The organism is Caballeronia sp. KNU42 (assembly GCF_053760385.1).
Genome location: NZ_CM132389.1, coordinates 2,109,115 through 2,127,695, shown reverse-complemented (window position 1 = coordinate 2,127,695; position 18,581 = coordinate 2,109,115). Strand labels below are relative to the sequence as shown.

Genomic DNA, 18,581 nt, shown 5'->3' with positions numbered 1-18,581 from the left:
AGCGGCTGCAGTCAAAGCCATCGAGGGAGGTCGGCGTGTCCGAGCAAGTCAACGAACGAGTTACCGAACAAATTACCTATCGGGCCTTTACCGGCGACGATATTGCTGCGGCGCATGCGTTGACCGTTGAGCTGAAGTGGCCGCATCGGGCGGACGACTGGCGTTTCGTGGTGCAGGCGGGCGCGGGGTTTGTCGCCGAGGTGGCGGAGGGTGTGATTGGCACGGCGTTGTGCTGGACTTATGGTGCTGAGCGTGCGTCGTTGGGGATGGTGATTGTGTCGCCGGCATGGCAGGGCCGGGGGATTGGCAAGCGGCTGATGGAACTGGTGCTTGAGCGGCTGGGTGGGCGCGTTACGTTTTTGCACGCGACGCCGGCTGGCCAGCCGTTGTATGAGAAGTTGGGATTCCGGGCTGTTGGCACGTTGGACCAGCATCAGGGAGCGGCGTTTCAGCCGCCATTGGTGTCGTTGCCGCCGGGTGAGCGGTTGCGGCCGCTGGGGTCTAACGACACGCCTCAGTTGATCGAGCTGGCTTCGCGGGCGTGCGGGCTGGATCGGGGTGAGGTATTGCCGGCGTTGCTTGAGAGTGCGGATGGCATTGCGCTGGATCACGATGGCGAGTTGCTTGGATTTGCTTTGTTCAGGCGTTTTGGGCGTGGCTTTGCGATTGGGCCGGTGGTGGCGCCGGATGCGCCTGATTCGAGCCGTGCGAAGGCGTTGATCAGCCATTGGCTGGCGTTGAACGAGGGGGTGTTTGTTCGTATCGATACCCCGGGGGATAGCGGGTTGACGGAGTGGTTGGACGGGTTGGGTTTGCCGAGGGTGGATACGGTGGTCAAGATGGTGTTGAATGGGCCGAAGGGTTCGGAGGCCCCTTTTCCTCCCGCCGATGCGGACGTTAAGCAGTTTGGGATTATTAATCAGGCCATGATGTAAGGAGCCCCCGGGGGGGCGTTGGCACTTGGGGTTTTGGGCATGTGGGGGTTTAGGGTTAGCGGATGGGGTTGATGCCGGGTTGCCAGGTTCCTGCGTTAGCGGTTGGGGTCAGTGCCGGGTTGCCAGGTTCGTGCGTTTGCGGTCTGAGTCATTGCCGGGTTGCTGCTTTCAGGGGTAGTGGTCTGCGTGAGTGAGCTATTTTCTTTATCACTATTAGCCACTGCGCGTGGCGGCGCGTCATTTCTTTGTCCAAAGCGACAAAGAAACGAAGCAAAGAAAGCGCTTTCAAAACGCGGGCCCATAAGTTGACCTAGCGTGCAGTTTCTACGTTTTTGGCACCCCAAAAGTACGGTGCTCGCCAGAACCACGGATGTTTGAACCCCTCCTTCTCGCGAATCCTGACACGAACACGCTTCGCCCCGTACGCTCTCGGGCAAGCACACTTGCCAAGAAACTCGCATCGCCTCACGCGCTTTTCGCGGCTCCATTTTTTGTTGGTTGGTTGATTGGTCAGCGCTGCTATCTTCGTGGAAAAACAGCTCACTCCCTAAGTTCTTGACGGGTGGGTTGCGCGCTGTGCGTGATGTCTTCGTGGACTACATCACGGCCGGACGCATATTGATTGCTTTAATTTTTGGTAGGCATTGCGTGGTCGGCGCGCGATTTTCGGCGGTTGCGGCCTTACACATTTTGGCAAGCTTGTTTCGTGGTGGGTTGCCCATGTAGTTCGGCATGCGTACAAATTCGGTGGATGGTTTTTCGCGGATAGCGCGGGGTGTCCCTTGGGCAGGTTCAGTCACTGGTGGCGAAGCGTGTGGGTATCGGTGTTCGGAGAAAGAGGGGTTCACACATCCGTCGCTCTGGCGAGCACCGTGCTTTTGGGGTGCCAAAAACGCACAAAGTGCACGCTAGGTCAACTTACGAGCCCGCGTTTTGAAAGCGCTTTCTTTGCTTCGTTTCTTTGTCGCTTTGGACAAAGAAATGACGCGCCGCCACGCGCAGTGGCTAATAGTGCTAAAGAAAATAGCCAACTCAAGCAGACCACTAACCCCGAAAGCAGCAACCCGGCAATGACTAAGACCGCTAACGCACGAACCTGGCAACCCGGCATCAACCCCGGCCGCTAACCCCAGAACCCAGCACCCCGACCACCCCCCGTCCACCGGCGCGAGCGAAATGACATTTCTCTACAAGGGCAGTCCCGAACGCGGAGCCCAATGGGCACGGCTCTTTGCCCAAAAATCCCCTGACATCGACTTCCACGTGTGGCCGGAAACCGGAGACCCCGCGAAGGTCCGCTACCTCGCCGCCTGGCAACCACCCGAAGACCCCGCACGCACTCTGCCGAACCTCGAAGTCGTCTTCTCGGTCGGCGCCGGCGTCGATCAATTCGACCTCTCCGGCGTGCCGGAACACATCCCGGTAGTCCGCATGATCGAACCCGGCATCGTCGAGGGAATGGTCGAATACGTCACTCACGCAGTGCTCACCATCCACCGCGATCTCTTCGATTACCACCTGCAACAGCAACAAAAATCATGGAACCCCTTGCCAGTACGCGCAGCGTCATCCCGACGCATCGGCGTACTCGGCCTCGGCGTACTAGGCAATGCCGTACTGGAACAACTGAAACTATTCGGCTTCCGCTGCGCCGGCTGGAGCCGCTCAGGCCGGGATATCGAAGGCGTCGAATGCTACGCCGGCGCGAACACGCTCGACACGTTCCTCGCCCGCACCGACATCCTGATCTGCCTGCTCCCCCTCACCGACGCCACCCGCGGCATGCTGAACACCACGCTATTCAACAAGCTGCCAACGGGCGCATCGCTGATTCAAACCGGCCGCGGACCGCATCTCAATCAGGACGACCTGCTCGCCGCACTCGCAAGCGGCCAGCTGCAAAACGCCATTCTCGACGTCACCGACCCCGAACCCCTCCCGCCAACCCATCCGCTCTGGACACACCCGCGCGTGCGCATCACACCGCACATCGCCAGCGAAACACGGCCGGACAGCGCCGTCGAAGTCGTGCTCGAGAACCTGCGGCGCCATCGCGAAGGCATGCCGATGATCGGACAAATCGATCGCAGCCGCGGTTACTGAACCTGGCCCTTCAACCCGGCAAATCAGGGCAAACCAGTGTTTTTATGCGTCCGCGGCACAAAATGCTGCGGGCGCGCTGCAAAACGCGGCATCCGCGCTATTTCACGAATTGTTTAGGGCGTCGGACTCCTGCCATCCTTCTCTAGTATGGAACGGTCATCAGCCCCTTTCCGCGACGAGAAAATTCCCCATGTCGATCCAATCGCTCATCGAAGCCGACCGTAAGCATCTGATTCATCCGGTCATCAACTACCGCGCTCACGAAGCCCGCGGCGTCACCGTCCTCGAATCCGCCAGCGGCGCCTTCCTGCGCGACGCCGAAGGCAACGAACTCCTCGATGCCTTCTCCGGCCTCTGGTGCGTGAACGTCGGCTACGGCCAACCCAGCATCGTGAAAGTAGCGGCCGAACAAATGACCCGCCTGCCCTACGCCACCAGCTATTTCCACTTCGGCAACGCACCCGCGATCGAACTGGCCGAGAAACTGGTCGAGCTGTCGCCCGCCTCGCTGCAGCACGTGTATTTCACGCTGGGCGGATCGGATGCGGTCGACTCCGCAGTGCGCTTCATCACGCACTACTTCAACGCGACCGGCCGGCCATCGAAGAAACACATCATCGCGCTCGAACGGGGTTACCACGGCTCATCGGCGGTCGGCGCAGGACTCACCGCCCTGCCGGCGTTCCATCGCAACTTCGACTTGCCGCTGCCCAACCAGCATCACATCCCGTCGCCGTACGCGTATCGCAACAATTTCGCCGACGACGCAGCGCTTATCGCCGCGTCCGTCGCCGCACTGGAAACGAAGGTCGCCGCACTCGGCGCGGACAACGTCGCCGCGTTCTTCTGCGAACCGATCCAGGGCTCGGGCGGCGTGATCGTGCCGCCGTTCGGCTGGCTCAAGGCCATGCGCGAAACCTGCCGCAAGCTGGACATCCTGTTCGTCGCCGATGAAGTCATCACCGGTTTCGGCCGTACCGGCCCGCTGTTCGCCTGCCAGGCTGAAGACGTCGAACCGGACCTAATGACGGTCGCCAAGGGCCTGACGGCCGGTTACGCACCCATGGGCGCGGTGCTGATGTCGGACGCTGTGTACCAAGGCATCGCAAACGGCGACGCTGCCGCGATCGTCGGACATGGTCATACGTATTCGGCGCATCCGGTCAGCGCGGCGATTGGCCTCGAAGTGCTGCGCCTTTATCACGAAGGCGGCCTGCTCGAGAACGGCGTTCGTCACGCCGAGCGTTTCGCACGCGGCCTCGACGCGCTGCTGGCGCATCCGCTGGTCGGCGATTCACGCCATCGCGGATTGCTGGGCGCGCTTGAACTTGTCTCCGATAAGGAAACCAGACAAGGCTTCGACGCAGCGCTCAACCTGTCCGAGCGGATCACCGCCGCCGCTTACCGGAACCGCCTTGTGTTCCGCGCGTTCGGCGACAACATCCTGGGTTTCGCGCCGGCTCTGAGCTATACGGACGCCGAATTCGACCTGATGTTCGAGCGCCTTGAGAAGACACTCGACGACGTGCTCGCCGAACCCGAAGTCCGCGCCGCACTGAAGCTCAAGACCGCGCCAGCCGGAGCCGCAAGCGCAGCCCAAGGCGAGGTGAAAACCCACGTAGCTGCGTGATAAGATCGAATGACAGTGGTGAGACGCCACTGTCGAAACGATCCCACGCAACTGGAGAGACCCCCTGACGATGAGCAGCGAAGGCAAGCTTGACCGCATAGATCTGCGCATCCTTTCGCAGTTGCAGAAGAAAGGCCGCATCACGAATGTCGAGCTGGCCGACGCGGTCGGGCTCTCGCCGAGCCCATGCCTGATCCGTGTGAAGCGGCTGGAGAAGGCGGGGTATATCGTCGGATACGGCGCGCAGATCCAGCTGGAAAAGCTCGGCGACGTCCAGATCGTCTTCACCGAAGTGACGCTTGCCGATCATCGCCGCGAGGACTTCATCAAGTTCGTCGCGGCGATCAAGGACGTGGATGAAATCGTGGAGTGCCATCTGGCAAGCGGCGGATACGACTACCTGCTCAAGTTCGTCACGCGCAGCGTGAGTCATTACCAAAGCATCATTGAAGGCTTGCTCGAGCGTGACATAGGCATTGAGAAGTACTTCAGCTTTATCATCATCAAGTCGGCGTTCGTGAAGAACCACTACCCGCTCGAAAGCCTGTTTTCACAGAATCACAGTTAGCGAATCTTACGGCGCCGGCAGGTTCCATTGCGCGAACTCATCGGCGAGAAAGTCCACGCATACCCGCACTTTCGCCGATGCCGCCAGCCGCGCCGGGTACACCGCCCAGACGTTGGCGGGCTGCGTGACTTCAGGCAGCACTTGCACCAACTGGCCGCTCTCAAGCAAGGGGCGAACGTCCCACAGCGAGCGCAGCACGATTCCGCGCCCGGCCAGCGCCCATTGCACCGCGACCTCGCCGTGATTCGTCGACAACGGCCCGGTCACCTTGATCGAAACCGGTTCGCCACGCACATGCAAGCGCCACAAACCGAACGGATGATCGCGCTCCTTGATGGCCAGACACGCATGGCTCGCGAGATCGGCCAGTTGCTTAGGCGCGCCATGACGTTCCACATAATCCGGCGAAGCGCACAACACCCGATGATTCGACGCCAGCCGCTTGGCAATCAGATGCGCTGCGATCTCGTCGCCAATCCGGATATCCAGGTCGAAGCCCTCTCCCGCCACATCGACCAGCCGGTCGAACAGGTCCAGGCGCACGCTCAGTTGCGGATGCTGGTCGGAGAGACGCGCGAGCGCGGGCGCCACGATATGCCGTCCGAAACCAAAGCTGCTGGAAATGCGCAGCGTGCCACGCGGAATACGGCGAGTGGTGGACACGTCTTCGACGAGATGGTCGACGTCATCGAGGATCTTTTCCGCCCACGCATAAACCCGTTCGCCCGCCTCGGTAATGGCGACCCGGCGCGTAGAGCGATGCAACAAACGCGTACCCAGGTCGTTTTCGAGCACGCTCACGCGCTTGCTGACGTACGCCGCCGAGACAGAGAGGACCTCCGCTGCCGCGCTGAAGCTGGACTTGCGGGCGACGGTGCAGAAGACGCGGAGATCATCGAGATTCGGGGAAGACGGGATATTCATTGTTCACGCTTCGTGCAGAGTGGCTTAACCAAAACACTGATTTTAAGCCTTCTGGAGCGGAATAAAATAACAACCAAAGCCCCCAACCATACCTACGGCTTTGCCCCTTGGCGGGTCACCGACGAGGTTCGACGAGCGTACAAATTCGGAGGGGGGTTATCCGCGGATAGCGCGGGGTGTCCCTGGGCAGATTCAGTCACTGGTGGCGAAGCGTGTGGGTATCGGTGTTCGGAGAAGGAGGGGTTCACACATCGGTCGCTCTGGCGAGCACCGTGCTTTTGGGGTGCCAAAAACGCACAAAGTGCACGCTAGGTCAACTTACGAGCCCGCGTTTTGAAAGCGCTTTCTTTGCTTCGTTTCTTTGTCGCTTTGGACAAAGAAATGACGCGCCGCCACGCGCAGTGGCTAATAGTGGTAAAGAAATGAGCCAACTCAAGCAGGCCGCTAACGCCGAAAGCAGCAACCCGGCATCGACCCAGACCGCTAACGCAGGAACCTGGCAACCCGGCAATGACCCCGACCGCTACCGCAACATCCCAACGCCCCAATTCGCAAACAAAACCCTGACACATAGAAACCCTTAACAGGACCCAAACCATGACGAAGACCTACAAAATCGCAATCATCCCCGGCGATGGTATCGGCACCGAAGTCATGCCCGAAGCCATCCGCGTCCTCGACGCTGCGACAAAGCGCTTTGGCATATCAATCGAATACAAGCACATAGAATGGGCCAGCTGCGAGTACTACGCAAAACACGGCCAAATGATGCCCGACGATTGGAAAGCGCAACTGCAGGACTGCAACGCCATCCTCTTCGGCGCGGTCGGCTGGCCCGACACTGTCCCCGATCACATCTCCCTATGGGGCTCGCTCCTTAAATTCCGCCGTGAATTCGACCAGTACATCAACCTGCGCCCCGCGCGTTTGTTCGAAGGCGTGCCCTCGCCGCTAGCGAACCGCAAGGCCGGCGACATCGACTTCTGGATCGTGCGCGAAAACACCGAAGGCGAATATTCATCGGTGGGCGGCGTGATGTTCGAAGGCACGGACCGCGAGTTCGTACTGCAGGAATCCGTCTTCACGCGCCACGGCAGCGAACGCGTGCTGAAATTCGCATTCGATCTCGCGCAGCGCCGCGAGAAGAAAAAGATCACCGTCGCCACGAAGAGCAACGGCATCGCCATCAGCATGCCGTGGTGGGACCAGCGCGCCGCTGAAGTCGCGGCGCTCTATCCGGACGTGAAATGGGACAAGCAGCACATCGACATCCTGTGCGCCCGCTTCGTCCTCAATCCGGACCGCTTCGACGTGGTCGTGGCGACCAACCTGTTCGGCGATATCCTCTCGGACTTGGGCCCTGCATGCACCGGCACCATCGGCCTCGCGCCTTCGGGCAACCTGAATCCCGAGCGCAAATTCCCCTCGCTATTCGAACCGGTGCATGGATCGGCGCCGGACATCGCGGGCAAGAACATCGCGAACCCGGTCGCCATGATCTGGTCGGCCGCCATGATGCTCGAGTTCCTCGGAGACTTCAAAGGCCCGGAAAAAGACGCGCACGACGCGATCCTCGCCGCTATTGAAGCAACGCTCAAGGAAGGCCCGCATACCGGCGACCTCGGCGGCAAGGCGAACACAACAGAAGTCGGCCAGGCGATTGCGGCACGGCTGGCTTGAGGCTGCGCGCTCAAACCAGCAGGATTGAAGTATTGCGCTTAAATTAGTTGGCTTAAATCAGGAGCATGGACTTATGACACGCCAATTCGAACTGAAGGAATTGATCCGCTCGGACAATTTCATCGATGGCCAATGGTGCGCGGCCGCTGACGGCGCGCGCTTCGCCGTCACCGATCCGGCCACCGGCACGCTCATCACGCAAGTCGCCGACAGCAGCCCCGCCGACGCCCGCGCCGCCACCGACGCAGCCGCTCGCGCGGCGCCCGCGTGGCGCGACTTGCTGCCGAAAGAACGCGCGACGATCCTGCATAAATGGCACGCGCTGATGCTGGCGAATCAGGACGCGCTCGGCGCGCTGATCTCGCTGGAACAAGGCAAGCCGCTAGCTGAAGGCCGGGGCGAAGTGGCGTATGGCGCGTCGTACGTCGCCTGGTTCGCCGATGAAGCCACGCGCATCTACGGTGACATCATTCCTCAGCAGCAACGCGGCAAGCGCATGACGGCGGTGAAGGAACCCATCGGCATTGTCGCTGCCATCACGCCGTGGAATTTCCCGCTTGCGATGATCGCGCGCAAGATCGCCCCGGCGCTCGCAGCCGGCTGCACGGTGGTCGCAAAGCCCGCTGAAGACACGCCGCTGACTGCATCGGCATTGGTGCTGCTGGCGCATGAAGCCGGCGTGCCGGCAGGCGTGCTGAACCTCATCACGGCCTCGCGGGATCATGCGGTGGCGACCGTTGCCGACTGGCTTGAAGACTCGCGGGTACGCAAGATCACGTTCACCGGTTCGACGCCGGTGGGCAAGTACCTGGCGCGTGAATCGGCGGGGACGTTGAAGAAGTTATCGCTGGAACTGGGTGGCAATGCGCCGTTCATTGTCTTCGATGACGCCGACCTCGACGCCGCCGTCACGGGCCTGCTCGCCTCTAAGTTCCGCAATGGCGGACAGACCTGCGTGTGCCCCAACCGCGTGTATGTACAAGCAGGCGTCTACGATAAATTCGCCGACATGCTGAGCCGTCGCGTGGCCGAGCTGAAGGTCGCACCGGCCACCGACGCCAGCGCGCAGATCGGTCCAATGATCAACAGCCGTGCAATCGACAAGATCGCTCGCCACGTAGACGACGCCCTCGCGCACGGCGCGCGCGTGCTCGCTGGCGGCAAGCGCCTGCCCGAACTCGGCCCGAATTACTACGCGCCGACCGTGCTCGCCGACGCCACCCACGAGATGCTCCTGTGCGGCGAAGAGACCTTCGGACCGGTCGCAGCACTGTTCCGTTTCGACGATGAAGCCGAAGCCATCGAAGCCGCCAACAACACACCGTTTGGCCTCGCTTCGTATTTCTACAGCCAGGATGTGCGGCGTATCGACCGCGTATCGCGAGCGCTGCAAGCGGGTATCGTGGGTATCAACGAAGGCGCGCTGGCCAGCGAAGCGGCGCCCTTTGGCGGCGTAAAAGAATCGGGCTATGGACGCGAAGGATCGAAGTACGGCCTCGATGACTACCTCTCCATCAAGTACCTGTGTCAGGGGAACCTCGCATGAGCACGCCGGCTGAAAACTATCCGATCGAGGTCACGTTCCCCGATATCTCGGTGCATGCGGAGTCCGGGTCGGGCATTCCGTACGTGCACACGTTTGACTCCGGAGCGCCGGGACCACACGTGATGATCAACGCGCTGACGCATGGTAACGAGGTGTGCGGCGCGATCGTGGTCGACGCGTTGCTGCACTTGAAATTGCGGCCGCGGCGCGGCCGCCTGACGCTCTCGTTCGCGAACGTCGCGGCGTATGCGAGCTTCGATGCTTCGAAGCCCGACGCCGCCCGTTTCGTCGATCAGGACTTCAACCGCGTGTGGACCAGCAAGGTGCTCGACGACACATCGCACACGTCCAGCGAGCTCGCCCGGGCTCGCGAGATGCGTCCGGTCATCGATACCGTGGACGCCCTGCTCGACCTCCATTCAATGCACGAACGCAGCAAGCCGCTGATTGTTGCGGGTCCGCTGGACAAGGGTATCGACTTGTCGTTGCGGCTCGGCACGCCTGCCACGGTGATCTGCGATGAAGGTCATCCCGAAGGCCGCCGGATGCGCGATTACGAGGGTTTCGGCGACGCCGCCAGCCCGAAGAACGCGTTGCTGATCGAATGCGGACAGCATTGGGAACGCAGCGCTGTCACCGTCGCCCGCGATACGACCGCGCGCTTCCTGTTGCTATCCGGCGTGATCGATAGTGAGGACTTACCGAGCGACTGGCTAAGCCCCCTGCCGCAAACCATGCATGTTGTACGCGTGACGCAACCGGTCGTCGCGCAGAGCATGGATTTTCGCTTTGCCGCGCCTTACACGGGCCTGGAAATTTTCCCCGAAGCGGGAAGCCTGATCGGCTGGTCGAACGGCGAGCCGATTCACACACCTTACGACGACTGCATGCTGGTGATGCCGTCGCTTCGGCAATTGCGTCCGGGCGTGACCGTCGTGCGCCTGGGGAAAATCGAGCGAACGGTAGAGCGGGATAGCGCTGCCTGACGTCAAGCTTGGCATATAACGAATCAATAAGGTCCACATGAAGGTTCAACAAATCAAGCAGAGCGTCAGCCTGCAAAATCTCGAGGATTGGGGCACCGCGGGCTTGCCCGGCACGACGCCGATCAAAGTCTCGGGCGTGCAACGCGTAATCGAAGGCGCCGAAGCGATTGATACCGGCATTTTCGAATGTACGGCGGGGACATACCGGCGCTCGGTGAAGCAGGCGGAAGTGATGCATTTCCTGGCGGGACGCGGGCGCTTTACGGCGGACGGCGAAGACACGATTCACTTCGAGAGCGGTGACACGCTGTTTTTCGAAGCGAATACCGAAGGGCTGTGGGAAGTGGAAGAAGCCATGCGCAAGGTGTATGTGATTTTTTAGTACTTGAAGTATTCGGGCGATGCGATGCCTGGCACAAGCAATGTGATCCGATACGGCCGCTGGTGAATGACGACCGTATTGGAGCGGCGTTTCATCGCCCGATTGCGCGCGACGCGACCAAACTCAGGCACCCTGTCTTTGCGCACGCGCCCCTCGCGGCAGTTCTTTCCTCAGACGTTAACTTGCGGCTCTGACCCCCACGTCGCCGCCTGTTCAAACGCGACCCGATACCCCATCCTCAATGTTCAGGTGTCACGAAAATTGCTGCCTGTGTCGTTAAGCTCAAGCGAGCTTCACGCGGTCACGCCTTTGCGTTGACCGATGTTTTTCGGATCAGGTATTCACTTTTACGGGGCAGACTATGGACGTCCAGATGTCGGAAGAGCAGATTCGTACGCTTGCGTTCCATCTTTGGGAACAAGACGGTAGTCCTGACGGACGCGCGGACGAGTATTGGGAGAAAGCAAGGCAGCAGTTAGGTCTTGGAGGTGCGGCGCAAGATGAGAAGGCGCGGGATGCGAGCCAGCCGGAGACGGAAACAGCAGGATTTGGCGAAGAGCCCGAGGCAACGTCAAACCGCCCGCTGGCTGAATAAAAGCGGGTACGTCAGGTGACTCGGCTTTGAGTTCATGCGCGCCCAGGTGATGCAAAGCAGAGATTGTTTTGTACTCCCGCATGGCGCTTGATGGAACCGCAACACCTTCGGAAAACAGTACACCACGTCTGCATCGCGGCACACCGCATCGCTGTTCGCGTGGTTGTTCCTGAAACGTATCCGCCTTGTGAGCCGCCAACCGGTCACACCAACTGCACCTCGCGCGGTGATGTCGAATAAGCCTTTGATTTCGGCCTGGGAAATTGTGCTTCCGGTTAAACCCTGAGAACCGATCATCCCAATCAAACCAAGCCAAGCCAATGGCGCTAGCGCCTGCGGGCCTTCAATACTGTTGCCCTAAACATACGCTTAACGCGGGAAATGCCCGGCCAGCGCGGGTTTGCGCTGCCGCATTGGTAACACTACCGATGTCCCGAACCCTGCAGTTAGCGCTTACTGGAAGAACACGAACTGCGGCTGTCCGGTGTTTGTTCTCGGGATTGCGCGATTGCGCATACGTCTACCCGGGCACGCCGTTGTTTTCGTCGATAACTAAACGAAGTGGTGTTCAACATGAAGACGTTCAATCATCTCAATGCCTCGACCTCATCGCCGGCAGTAAGCCGTAGCGCAGTATCCAAGGCAGCAGCCAAAACTGAAAAGCAGTGCTCCTCCTATGTGTCGATGCTCCAGGCGCCCATGACCGTTCTCGCGTGCAATGTGTCCGATCGCGCCGACATCACCGCCATTGCAATACTTGGGTATAACTAGGCGCGCTGTTGCCGCAAGGCGCGGACCGCATCGACCTGATCGATGCGGCTGCCACGCCGGTGCCCCCAACATTCGCATCCTTCATCAAAATCCCAGGCCAGGCAGCACCTGCGTCCCCTCTTGCGCGACTGACTGCAATAGCATGGGATTGACGTCAAGCGACTTCAGGATAGTCGGCGCGACCTGCGTCATGCTGACCGTGCTGGCGATAGTCGCGGGATGCAGCGAGGGATACGACACGAGCAGGCCCAGATGGCTGTCGTCAGGCGCATTGCCGCCGTGCTCCGCGTCTTTCTTCTTGCTCTTCGTATAGATCACGCCCGGATTAGGCTGCACGATGATGTCGGGCGCACGGCCCTGCGCGGGGTCACCGAACTTCGCGGCGAGCGCTGCGCCTGAAAGGATCGATGCTTGCGGTCCATCGGCGCAAATACCTTTAGGTGTACACGCAAGATTTGCTTTCAGCGACGCAACGACGGCGCCCGTCTGCGACTGATCGCGCAACCAGATGAGACCAAGATCGTCGGTCTGCACCAGGCCCGTGCCGGCCAGGCCCGAGCCGTCATTCAGGTTGCCGCTCTTCGTCGCCGCTTGTCCGAACTTGCCTTGCCGATCAAGAGCGTTATTCGCTTCGAGCAACGCGGTGAGCGTGTCGCCGTTCTTGACCAGTGTCGTATGGTCGGCCGGCGACTGGCCGTGCTTCGATGTAACGATGATGACCGTCGAGCCGTAAAGGTCTTTCGCCTTCAGCTCAGCCACCATCTGTCCCAGCGCGTTGTCTGCATAGGCTATGGCGGCAGCCACTTGCGGACCCGGTGTGAACTGCGGATCGGTGTAGCCGCCCCCGCTTGCATTCGGCGCCTTTTGCGCCACGCTCAAGGTCTGCAAATTGGTTCCGAACAGTGTGGGCACGCTGGCACTGTTCTCACCGCTCGAATCCTTCCCGTCGATCTGGTTGATGATGGCCCGCACGTGCAGGTTGTCGAATTTTTCCGTGTGCGTGTAGACGTCGGTGTAGTCGGTTTTCGTGGCCGGGTCCACGGAGTTGATCTCGGTGCGCGCGAGGTCGTCCACGCCCTTGCCCGACGGTCCGTTCACCCAGTCGTAACCCCAGGCGTGTTTGTCGGCCCATGCAGTGCGCGCGTTCGCGAGCTGTTGCTTCACCACTTCGAAGACCGTATTGGTCTTCAGGTAGTTATGGGGATAGACCGGCGTGCAGACGCCATTGATCTTTGCATTCGGAATGGCCTGCGGGTTGAACGCACCCCCGCCATCGAGATGGGTCAGCGCCCCGCCGTTGATCGCGTCAATCCCTGTGGTTTCATCGAATACGACATTCCAGCCCTGGGGACCGGCGCATTGCGTATCGCCCGGTGCGTAGAGCGTGCGGTCATAAGAGACGTCGTAGAACAAACCCGCTGACTTTGGCGAGCCGCCCGTCAGGATAGCGGCCAGCCCTGGAAACGAGTCGGACAATCCAGGCGTGTACGCGTTCGAGTACGTGACACCGGTCTGGGCGAGCGATGCAATGTTGGGACAGGTCTTCGCCGCCGTGCAGTTCGCAAGATCCTGTTCATGCAGGCCATCGATGCTGACAAGCAGCACGCGCCGGGCGTTGGTGATCCCGTTGCCCGTCGCGGCGGTAGTCATGTTGCCGGTGCTGCAGGCAGCCAACATGAACGCCCCCAGCAAGCTCGCCGTTGCTGCAAGGCGAAATCGATTATTCATTCCCGTATCTCCAGACCATCGAACTGTTTTAGTGAGCAGCAACGCGCCCCGATTCAATTGACGCACTTCTCATTAGTCTGGATCAGCAACGAGTCATCGCTATTACCGAAATTTTTCGATTACCTTAACGCGCCACGCGGGTGAATCGTTCGGCCGTTCTCGGCGCACTCTCAGCGCGTCTTGCGCACGCCAGGCAACATCCTGCCCAGGGTGCCATCGCGCATGACGAACTGGTGGAACAACGCAGCAGCCACGTGCAGTCCAATGAGCGCGAGCAGGACCCAGGCGGTGAGCTTATGGACGTCGCCAAGCGTATGCCCAAGCGCTGAACCCGTGGCAGCAAGCGCAGGCAGCGGCACGACATGGAACAGCGACACGGCCCAACCTCGCGCCGACGCATTTGCCCACCCCATTAGCGGCAGCGCAATCAGCAGCGCGTAGAGCAATCCATGGGTTGCGCCAGCCGCCACTCTCATTAGCGGTGGCAAGGTACGCGATTCGGCGGGTGGCTTGTGGCCGGCACGCCATGCGAGCCGCACCAGTACCAGCAACACGATCGTTGCGCCGACAGACAGATGCAGCCCGATCAAACCAACCGGACGCGTGTCATGATGGACATCGGGCATCAGCCAGCCGATCGCATACTGCACGATTAGCAAAAGCACGGTAAGCCAATGAAAGAGCCTGGCGGGTGCACCGAAGGCGGGGGTTTCGCTTGTTTGCATCGAGGAGGAGCCAAGGAGAATGTTTGTTTGGGAGCTGACCGTTCACATGGTTTGCGCACGTTGCGGCCCGCAAGAGCGAATGAACCCGGACTGCCTATTAATAAAACGGCTGCCTTAGCGCAGACTTAGGCTATGCGCGCTAAAGCAAATGATAATAAGTCGCGTGAAAACCATCGCTCGCGTTCTGCAGTTCCAGCCGTCCGCCATTGCGCCGAGCGATCTCCGAAACGATCGAAAGACCGAGCCCGCTACCGCTAGACACCGTCCCCGGTACGCGATAGAACCGCTCGGTCACGCGCACAAGCTGGTCATCGGGAACACCTCGTCCCGAGTCCTTGACGCTGCAAACGAGATAGCCTTCGCGGTTCACCACGGCAACGTCAACCTTGCCGCCTTCGGGCACATACCTCACCGCATTGTCGACCAGGTTACGCAGTGCAATGGTGACGGCTGAGGCGTCCAGGTCGACCTGGATGTCGTCCACCTGCTTGAGTCCGAGATCCACGTTTTTCGCATTGGCTACGTTGACCGCGTCCTGGATCGCATCGGTCGCAAGCCGGTGAAGCGACACAAGCGAATGCGCGGGCGCGGCTGCATGCTGTGAACGGGCCAGCGCGAGCAGTTGTTCGACCAGTCTTGCAGTGCGATGCACCGCAGCCTGCAAGGCCTCCAGCCGCCCTCGAGCGTCCTCCGGGCCGGTGGCCGCCGTGAGACTCTCGGCCTGCAACGTGAGCGCGGCCAGCGGCGAGCGCAGCTCGTGCGCAGCGTCGGCAATAAAGCGCCGCTGCTGAGCCATGGCGTCCTTGAGCCGGCTGATCAGGCGATTGATCGAGCGGATGAAAGGCAGCAACTCCTTCGGGATTCCCACCTCCGACAACGCGTCGAGCGTGACCTCGTCCTGCCCGTCCACGATGGCTGCAAGGCGGCGTACCGGCGCCAGCGCGCCGCGAGTGATCAGCGCGATGACAATCAGCAGAAGCGGCGTCAGCGCGAGCATGGGCAACAGCGTTCGCAGCGAGCCGTCATGAGCGATCTCGTCCCGGATGGTCGAGCGCTCCGCCACCAGCAGGCGGTCGCCGCCCTGCAGCGTCTGCACATTGACGCGCCAGCGCCTGCCTTCGAAGTCGACGTTCTGGAACCCGTCAGGAAGGGTTTCAAGTGGCGGCAGAGGCACGTTGATACCGGTTTCAGGTTCACCCGGACTCACCCGTGAAATGATCATCGACATGCCGTTGCCATGCGCATCGGGCCACGTCACGGTAGCCGACGCGAGCATCAGCTTGCCGCTGTTGATCAAGACGCCGATGTCATGCAAATGGCTGTCCTGCAACCGGCTCGCCTCCCGGTACCCGCCGGCGAATGACAGCGCGCCGCCCATCATCGCAAACACCACGATGATGCCGATGATCGACCACGTCAGTTGTCTTGTCAGCGAGCGTGGCTTTCGTCGCGGTCGACCATCCATCCCACACCTCGTATGTTGCGAATCGCGCTGTGCCCGATCTTCTTCCGGATTGTATGGATCAGGTATTCGACGGCGTTACTGTCGACCTGCTCGTTCCAGCCGTAGACCCGGTTCTCAAGCTCGCTCCTCGACAGGATGATGCCGGGACGCGAGAGCAGCGCCCTCAGCACCGCGAACTCGCGACCCGACAAACGGCACTCGACATTGTTATACACCGCGACCAGCGTGCGCGGATCGAGCGACAGCTTGCCGCTTGAAAGCGTGGCGTCGGGATGGTGGCCGAGCTTGCGGGTTGCGGCACGCAGCCGCGCCAGCATTTCGTTCAGGTTGAACGGCTTGACCAGGTAATCATCCGCCCCGCTGTCAAGCCCTTCGATACGGTCATCCACGCCATCGCGCGCAGTCATGATGAGGACCGGTGTATCGGCGTCGCGCTTGCGAAGGTCGCGCAGGATGCTCAGGCCGTCGCCATGAGGAAGATTCAGGTCGAGCAGCACGGCGTCGTGCTCGCGGCCGAGCAACGCGCCCGTTGCCGAGGGCGCGTCCATGACCCAGTCCGCGACATAAGCCGCATCGTGCAGTGCGCGAGCAATCGCGGTACCGATCAACTCGTCGTCCTCTACGACCAGGATGCGCATGCGAGTGTCTTCCGTTCGAGTAAATCAGAAACAAGATTATTAGCAAGATTACAAACGATTCAGGTTGCCTAACTATCGGCTAAGTAAGGCGGTCTATTTTACTTCCACGGTCCGCGCCACGACACTTTTTGCGTGTTTGCGATCAACATTTTTCCCGCCTGTCACGCTGTCGACTTGTTCGCCAGGCGTGAGGGGCGTTGTGCGCCTTTCGCCAGGAGCACGCGCCGATATAAATCACTAAAGGCTATCGGCTAACTTTCATTTTCATTTGAAAGACATTTTCTTTTCGCAAGACTCGTGTTCAGTACGCCGCCCCCTGAACCTCAGCTTTATTCGACATGATCAAGCCTTTCATCACACGGCCGTAACGTTCGTTCCGTCCAATCAGTCCCTGTATTTATCCAAATCGCGCCCTTCCGGAGTACCCATGAAAACGCTGTTCCTGCAGGCCCCTTCGTACGATGGTTTTGATGGCGGAGCGGGTTCGCGATATCAGGCCAAGCGCGAAGTCCGGTCGTTCTGGTACCCGACATGGCTCGCCCAGCCAGCGGCCCTGATTGAAGGAAGCCGTTTGCTCGATGCTCCCGCCGATGGTCTCTCGGTAGAAGCGTCGCTCGATATCGCACAACAATATGATCTCGTCGTGATTCATACGAGCACGCCGTCGTTTCCTACCGACACGCTGTTCGCCGAACAGTTAAAGCAAAGGAAGCCGGCGGTGCTGGTAGGCATGGTTGGCGCGAAGGTCGCGGTCGACCCGCACGATTCGCTCGTCGCCAGCGAGGCAATCGATTTCGTGTGCCGGGAGGAATTCGACTTTACCTGCCGGGACATAGCACAAGGCTTGCCGCTTGCATCGATTCCCGGCCTGAGCTACCGCCTGCCCGACGGCGGGATCATGCACAACGAGGCCCGGCCGATTCTCGAGAACATGGATGAGTTGCCGTTTGTCGCACCCATTTACAAGCGCGACCTGAAGATCGAGAACTACTTCATTGGCTATCTGAAACATCCCTATGTATCGATCTATACCGGGCGCGGCTGCAGGTCGAAGTGCACTTTCTGTCTCTGGCCGCAGACCGTCGGGGGACATCGCTACCGCACGCGTTCGGTGGACAACGTGCTCGAAGAAGTGAAGTGGATCAGGGACAACATGCCTGAGGTAAAGGAGATCATGTTCGACGACGACACCTTCACCGACTTCAAGCCGCGAGTGGAAGAAATAGCGCGCGGACTCGGCAAGCTTGGCGTCACCTGGTCCTGCAATGCGAAAGCGAACGTGCCTTACGCCACGCTAAAAGTCATGAAGGAGAACGGCCTGCGTTTGCTGCTGGTCGGCTACGAGTCGGGCGACGACCAGATCCTGCTCAACATCAAGAAAGGCTTGCGTACCGATATCGCCCGGCGCTTTAGCGAAGATTGCCGCAAGCTCGACATCAAGATTCACGGTACGTTCATCCTCGGCCTGCCGGGCGAAACCCGCGAGACGATCCAGAAGACCATCGAATACGCGAAGGACATTAACCCGCACACCATCCAGGTGTCGCTTGCCGCGCCTTATCCCGGCACGACCTTGTACAAGCAAGCGGTCGACAATGGCTGGCTGCAGGAAAACAAGGTCATCAATCTCGTCAGTTCGAAGGGCGTCCAGCTTTCGGCGATCGGCTATCCGCATCTGTCGCGCGAAGAGATTTATCACGGCCTCGAAGAGTTCTATAAGCGCTTCTATTTCAGGCCGTCGAAGATCTGGGAAATCGTCCGCGAGATGCTGATGAGCTGGGAGATGATGAAGCGGCGCTTGCGCGAAGGCGTGGAGTTCTTCAAGTTCCTGCGGGCTCACGAGGCATGATCCCCCGGGCGCCCGACATGCCAGACGTGCCCGCTCAGTTTCCGGGCTTGTCACCC

General features: G+C 60.3%; 16 protein-coding genes. 11 read left to right on the top strand and 5 right to left on the bottom strand.

Annotated features, from left to right (window positions below):
* The first annotated feature begins 35 nt into the window (after window positions 1–35).
* The 4 genes from ACSOSP_RS28880 (at window position 36) to ACSOSP_RS28865 (ending at window position 5,236) form a co-directional block, all read left to right on the top strand.
* Window positions 36–935, top strand: a complete 900-nt coding sequence (locus ACSOSP_RS28880; protein ID WP_455311873.1) for a GNAT family N-acetyltransferase — start codon at window positions 36–38, stop codon at window positions 933–935.
* A 1,176-nt stretch (window positions 936–2,111) separates the two neighbouring features.
* Window positions 2,112–3,038 carry a 2-hydroxyacid dehydrogenase gene (locus tag ACSOSP_RS28875; protein ID WP_455311872.1) on the top strand — a complete coding sequence of 309 codons (927 nt, stop codon included), beginning with the start codon at window positions 2,112–2,114 and terminating at the stop codon, window positions 3,036–3,038.
* 190 nt (window positions 3,039–3,228) lie between these two features.
* Window positions 3,229–4,668, top strand: a complete 1,440-nt coding sequence (locus ACSOSP_RS28870; protein WP_455311870.1) for an aminotransferase class III-fold pyridoxal phosphate-dependent enzyme — start codon at window positions 3,229–3,231, stop codon at window positions 4,666–4,668.
* Window positions 4,669–4,738: 70 nt separating this feature from the next.
* The gene (locus ACSOSP_RS28865) at window positions 4,739–5,236 is read left to right on the top strand and encodes an Lrp/AsnC family transcriptional regulator (protein ID WP_031360829.1); all 498 of its coding nucleotides are present in this window, start codon (window positions 4,739–4,741) and stop codon (window positions 5,234–5,236) included.
* Window positions 5,237–5,242: 6 nt separating this feature from the next.
* Here ACSOSP_RS28865 and ACSOSP_RS28860 read toward each other — a convergent pair whose 3' ends face one another.
* Complete coding sequence (locus ACSOSP_RS28860; protein ID WP_455311868.1) at window positions 5,243–6,160, bottom strand: LysR substrate-binding domain-containing protein; 918 nt, start codon at window positions 6,158–6,160, stop codon at window positions 5,243–5,245.
* A 597-nt stretch (window positions 6,161–6,757) separates the two neighbouring features.
* Here ACSOSP_RS28860 and ACSOSP_RS28855 point away from each other — a divergent pair.
* The 6 genes from ACSOSP_RS28855 to ACSOSP_RS28830 all read left to right on the top strand — a co-directional run bounded on the left by ACSOSP_RS28855 (window position 6,758) and on the right by ACSOSP_RS28830 (window position 12,120).
* A complete protein-coding gene (locus ACSOSP_RS28855) occupies window positions 6,758–7,840 on the top strand; it encodes a tartrate dehydrogenase (protein WP_455311866.1) in 1,083 nt (360 codons plus the stop codon).
* A gap of 73 nt (window positions 7,841–7,913) precedes the next feature.
* On the top strand, window positions 7,914–9,386 hold the full coding sequence (locus ACSOSP_RS28850) for an NAD-dependent succinate-semialdehyde dehydrogenase (protein WP_455311864.1): 1,473 nt from the start codon (window positions 7,914–7,916) through the stop codon (window positions 9,384–9,386).
* The gene (locus ACSOSP_RS28845; protein ID WP_455311863.1) at window positions 9,383–10,372 is read left to right on the top strand and encodes a M14 family metallopeptidase; all 990 of its coding nucleotides are present in this window, start codon (window positions 9,383–9,385) and stop codon (window positions 10,370–10,372) included. The genes ACSOSP_RS28850 and ACSOSP_RS28845 overlap by 4 nt, the downstream gene beginning before the upstream one ends.
* Window positions 10,373–10,409: 37 nt before the next feature.
* Window positions 10,410–10,754, top strand: coding sequence for a cupin domain-containing protein (locus ACSOSP_RS28840; RefSeq protein WP_455311862.1), 345 nt, complete (start codon window positions 10,410–10,412; stop codon window positions 10,752–10,754).
* Window positions 10,755–11,115: 361 nt separating this feature from the next.
* A complete protein-coding gene (locus tag ACSOSP_RS28835) occupies window positions 11,116–11,349 on the top strand; it encodes a DUF2934 domain-containing protein (RefSeq protein ID WP_455311860.1) in 234 nt (77 codons plus the stop codon).
* Window positions 11,350–11,922: 573 nt separating this feature from the next.
* Complete coding sequence (locus ACSOSP_RS28830; protein WP_455311859.1) at window positions 11,923–12,120, top strand: hypothetical protein; 198 nt, start codon at window positions 11,923–11,925, stop codon at window positions 12,118–12,120.
* Window positions 12,121–12,204: 84 nt separating this feature from the next.
* Here the strand turns inward: ACSOSP_RS28830 and ACSOSP_RS28825 are convergent, their stop codons facing one another.
* The 4 genes from ACSOSP_RS28825 to ACSOSP_RS28810 form a co-directional block, all read right to left on the bottom strand.
* Window positions 12,205–13,848 carry an alkaline phosphatase family protein gene (locus ACSOSP_RS28825; RefSeq protein ID WP_455311858.1) on the bottom strand — a complete coding sequence of 548 codons (1,644 nt, stop codon included), beginning with the start codon at window positions 13,846–13,848 and terminating at the stop codon, window positions 12,205–12,207.
* A 170-nt stretch (window positions 13,849–14,018) separates the two neighbouring features.
* Window positions 14,019–14,573 (bottom strand): cytochrome b, encoded by a 555-nt coding sequence (locus ACSOSP_RS28820; RefSeq protein ID WP_455311856.1) that lies wholly within the window; start codon window positions 14,571–14,573, stop codon window positions 14,019–14,021.
* Window positions 14,574–14,712: 139 nt separating this feature from the next.
* Window positions 14,713–16,038 (bottom strand): ATP-binding protein, encoded by a 1,326-nt coding sequence (locus ACSOSP_RS28815; protein ID WP_455311855.1) that lies wholly within the window; start codon window positions 16,036–16,038, stop codon window positions 14,713–14,715.
* Window positions 16,002–16,676 carry a response regulator gene (locus tag ACSOSP_RS28810; protein ID WP_455311854.1) on the bottom strand — a complete coding sequence of 225 codons (675 nt, stop codon included), beginning with the start codon at window positions 16,674–16,676 and terminating at the stop codon, window positions 16,002–16,004. The genes ACSOSP_RS28815 and ACSOSP_RS28810 overlap by 37 nt, the downstream gene beginning before the upstream one ends.
* Before the next feature lie 427 nt (window positions 16,677–17,103).
* On the opposite strand from ACSOSP_RS28810, the gene hpnJ reads away from it, so the two are divergent.
* Window positions 17,104–18,525: a hopanoid biosynthesis associated radical SAM protein HpnJ gene (gene hpnJ / locus ACSOSP_RS28805; protein WP_455311853.1), complete on the top strand. Its 1,422-nt coding sequence runs from the start codon at window positions 17,104–17,106 to the stop codon at window positions 18,523–18,525.
* Window positions 18,526–18,581: the final 56 nt, after the last annotated feature.

What these genes read in the sequence shown, in the direction of transcription:
- ACSOSP_RS28875 (WP_455311872.1), top strand. Translation starts at nt 2,112, where the DNA reads ATGACATTTCTCTACAAGGGCAGTCCCGAACGCGGAGCCCAATGGGCA.
- ACSOSP_RS28870 (WP_455311870.1), top strand. Translation starts at nt 3,229, where the DNA reads ATGTCGATCCAATCGCTCATCGAAGCCGACCGTAAGCATCTGATTCAT.
- ACSOSP_RS28865 (WP_031360829.1), top strand. Translation starts at nt 4,739, where the DNA reads ATGAGCAGCGAAGGCAAGCTTGACCGCATAGATCTGCGCATCCTTTCG.
- ACSOSP_RS28860 (WP_455311868.1), bottom strand. Translation starts at nt 6,160, where the DNA reads ATGAATATCCCGTCTTCCCCGAATCTCGATGATCTCCGCGTCTTCTGC.
- ACSOSP_RS28855 (WP_455311866.1), top strand. Translation starts at nt 6,758, where the DNA reads ATGACGAAGACCTACAAAATCGCAATCATCCCCGGCGATGGTATCGGC.
- ACSOSP_RS28850 (WP_455311864.1), top strand. Translation starts at nt 7,914, where the DNA reads ATGACACGCCAATTCGAACTGAAGGAATTGATCCGCTCGGACAATTTC.
- ACSOSP_RS28845 (WP_455311863.1), top strand. Translation starts at nt 9,383, where the DNA reads ATGAGCACGCCGGCTGAAAACTATCCGATCGAGGTCACGTTCCCCGAT.
- ACSOSP_RS28840 (WP_455311862.1), top strand. Translation starts at nt 10,410, where the DNA reads ATGAAGGTTCAACAAATCAAGCAGAGCGTCAGCCTGCAAAATCTCGAG.
- ACSOSP_RS28835 (WP_455311860.1), top strand. Translation starts at nt 11,116, where the DNA reads ATGGACGTCCAGATGTCGGAAGAGCAGATTCGTACGCTTGCGTTCCAT.
- ACSOSP_RS28830 (WP_455311859.1), top strand. Translation starts at nt 11,923, where the DNA reads ATGAAGACGTTCAATCATCTCAATGCCTCGACCTCATCGCCGGCAGTA.
- ACSOSP_RS28825 (WP_455311858.1), bottom strand. Translation starts at nt 13,848, where the DNA reads ATGAATAATCGATTTCGCCTTGCAGCAACGGCGAGCTTGCTGGGGGCG.
- ACSOSP_RS28820 (WP_455311856.1), bottom strand. Translation starts at nt 14,573, where the DNA reads ATGCAAACAAGCGAAACCCCCGCCTTCGGTGCACCCGCCAGGCTCTTT.
- ACSOSP_RS28815 (WP_455311855.1), bottom strand. Translation starts at nt 16,038, where the DNA reads ATGGATGGTCGACCGCGACGAAAGCCACGCTCGCTGACAAGACAACTG.
- ACSOSP_RS28810 (WP_455311854.1), bottom strand. Translation starts at nt 16,676, where the DNA reads ATGCGCATCCTGGTCGTAGAGGACGACGAGTTGATCGGTACCGCGATT.
- hpnJ (WP_455311853.1), top strand. Translation starts at nt 17,104, where the DNA reads ATGAAAACGCTGTTCCTGCAGGCCCCTTCGTACGATGGTTTTGATGGC.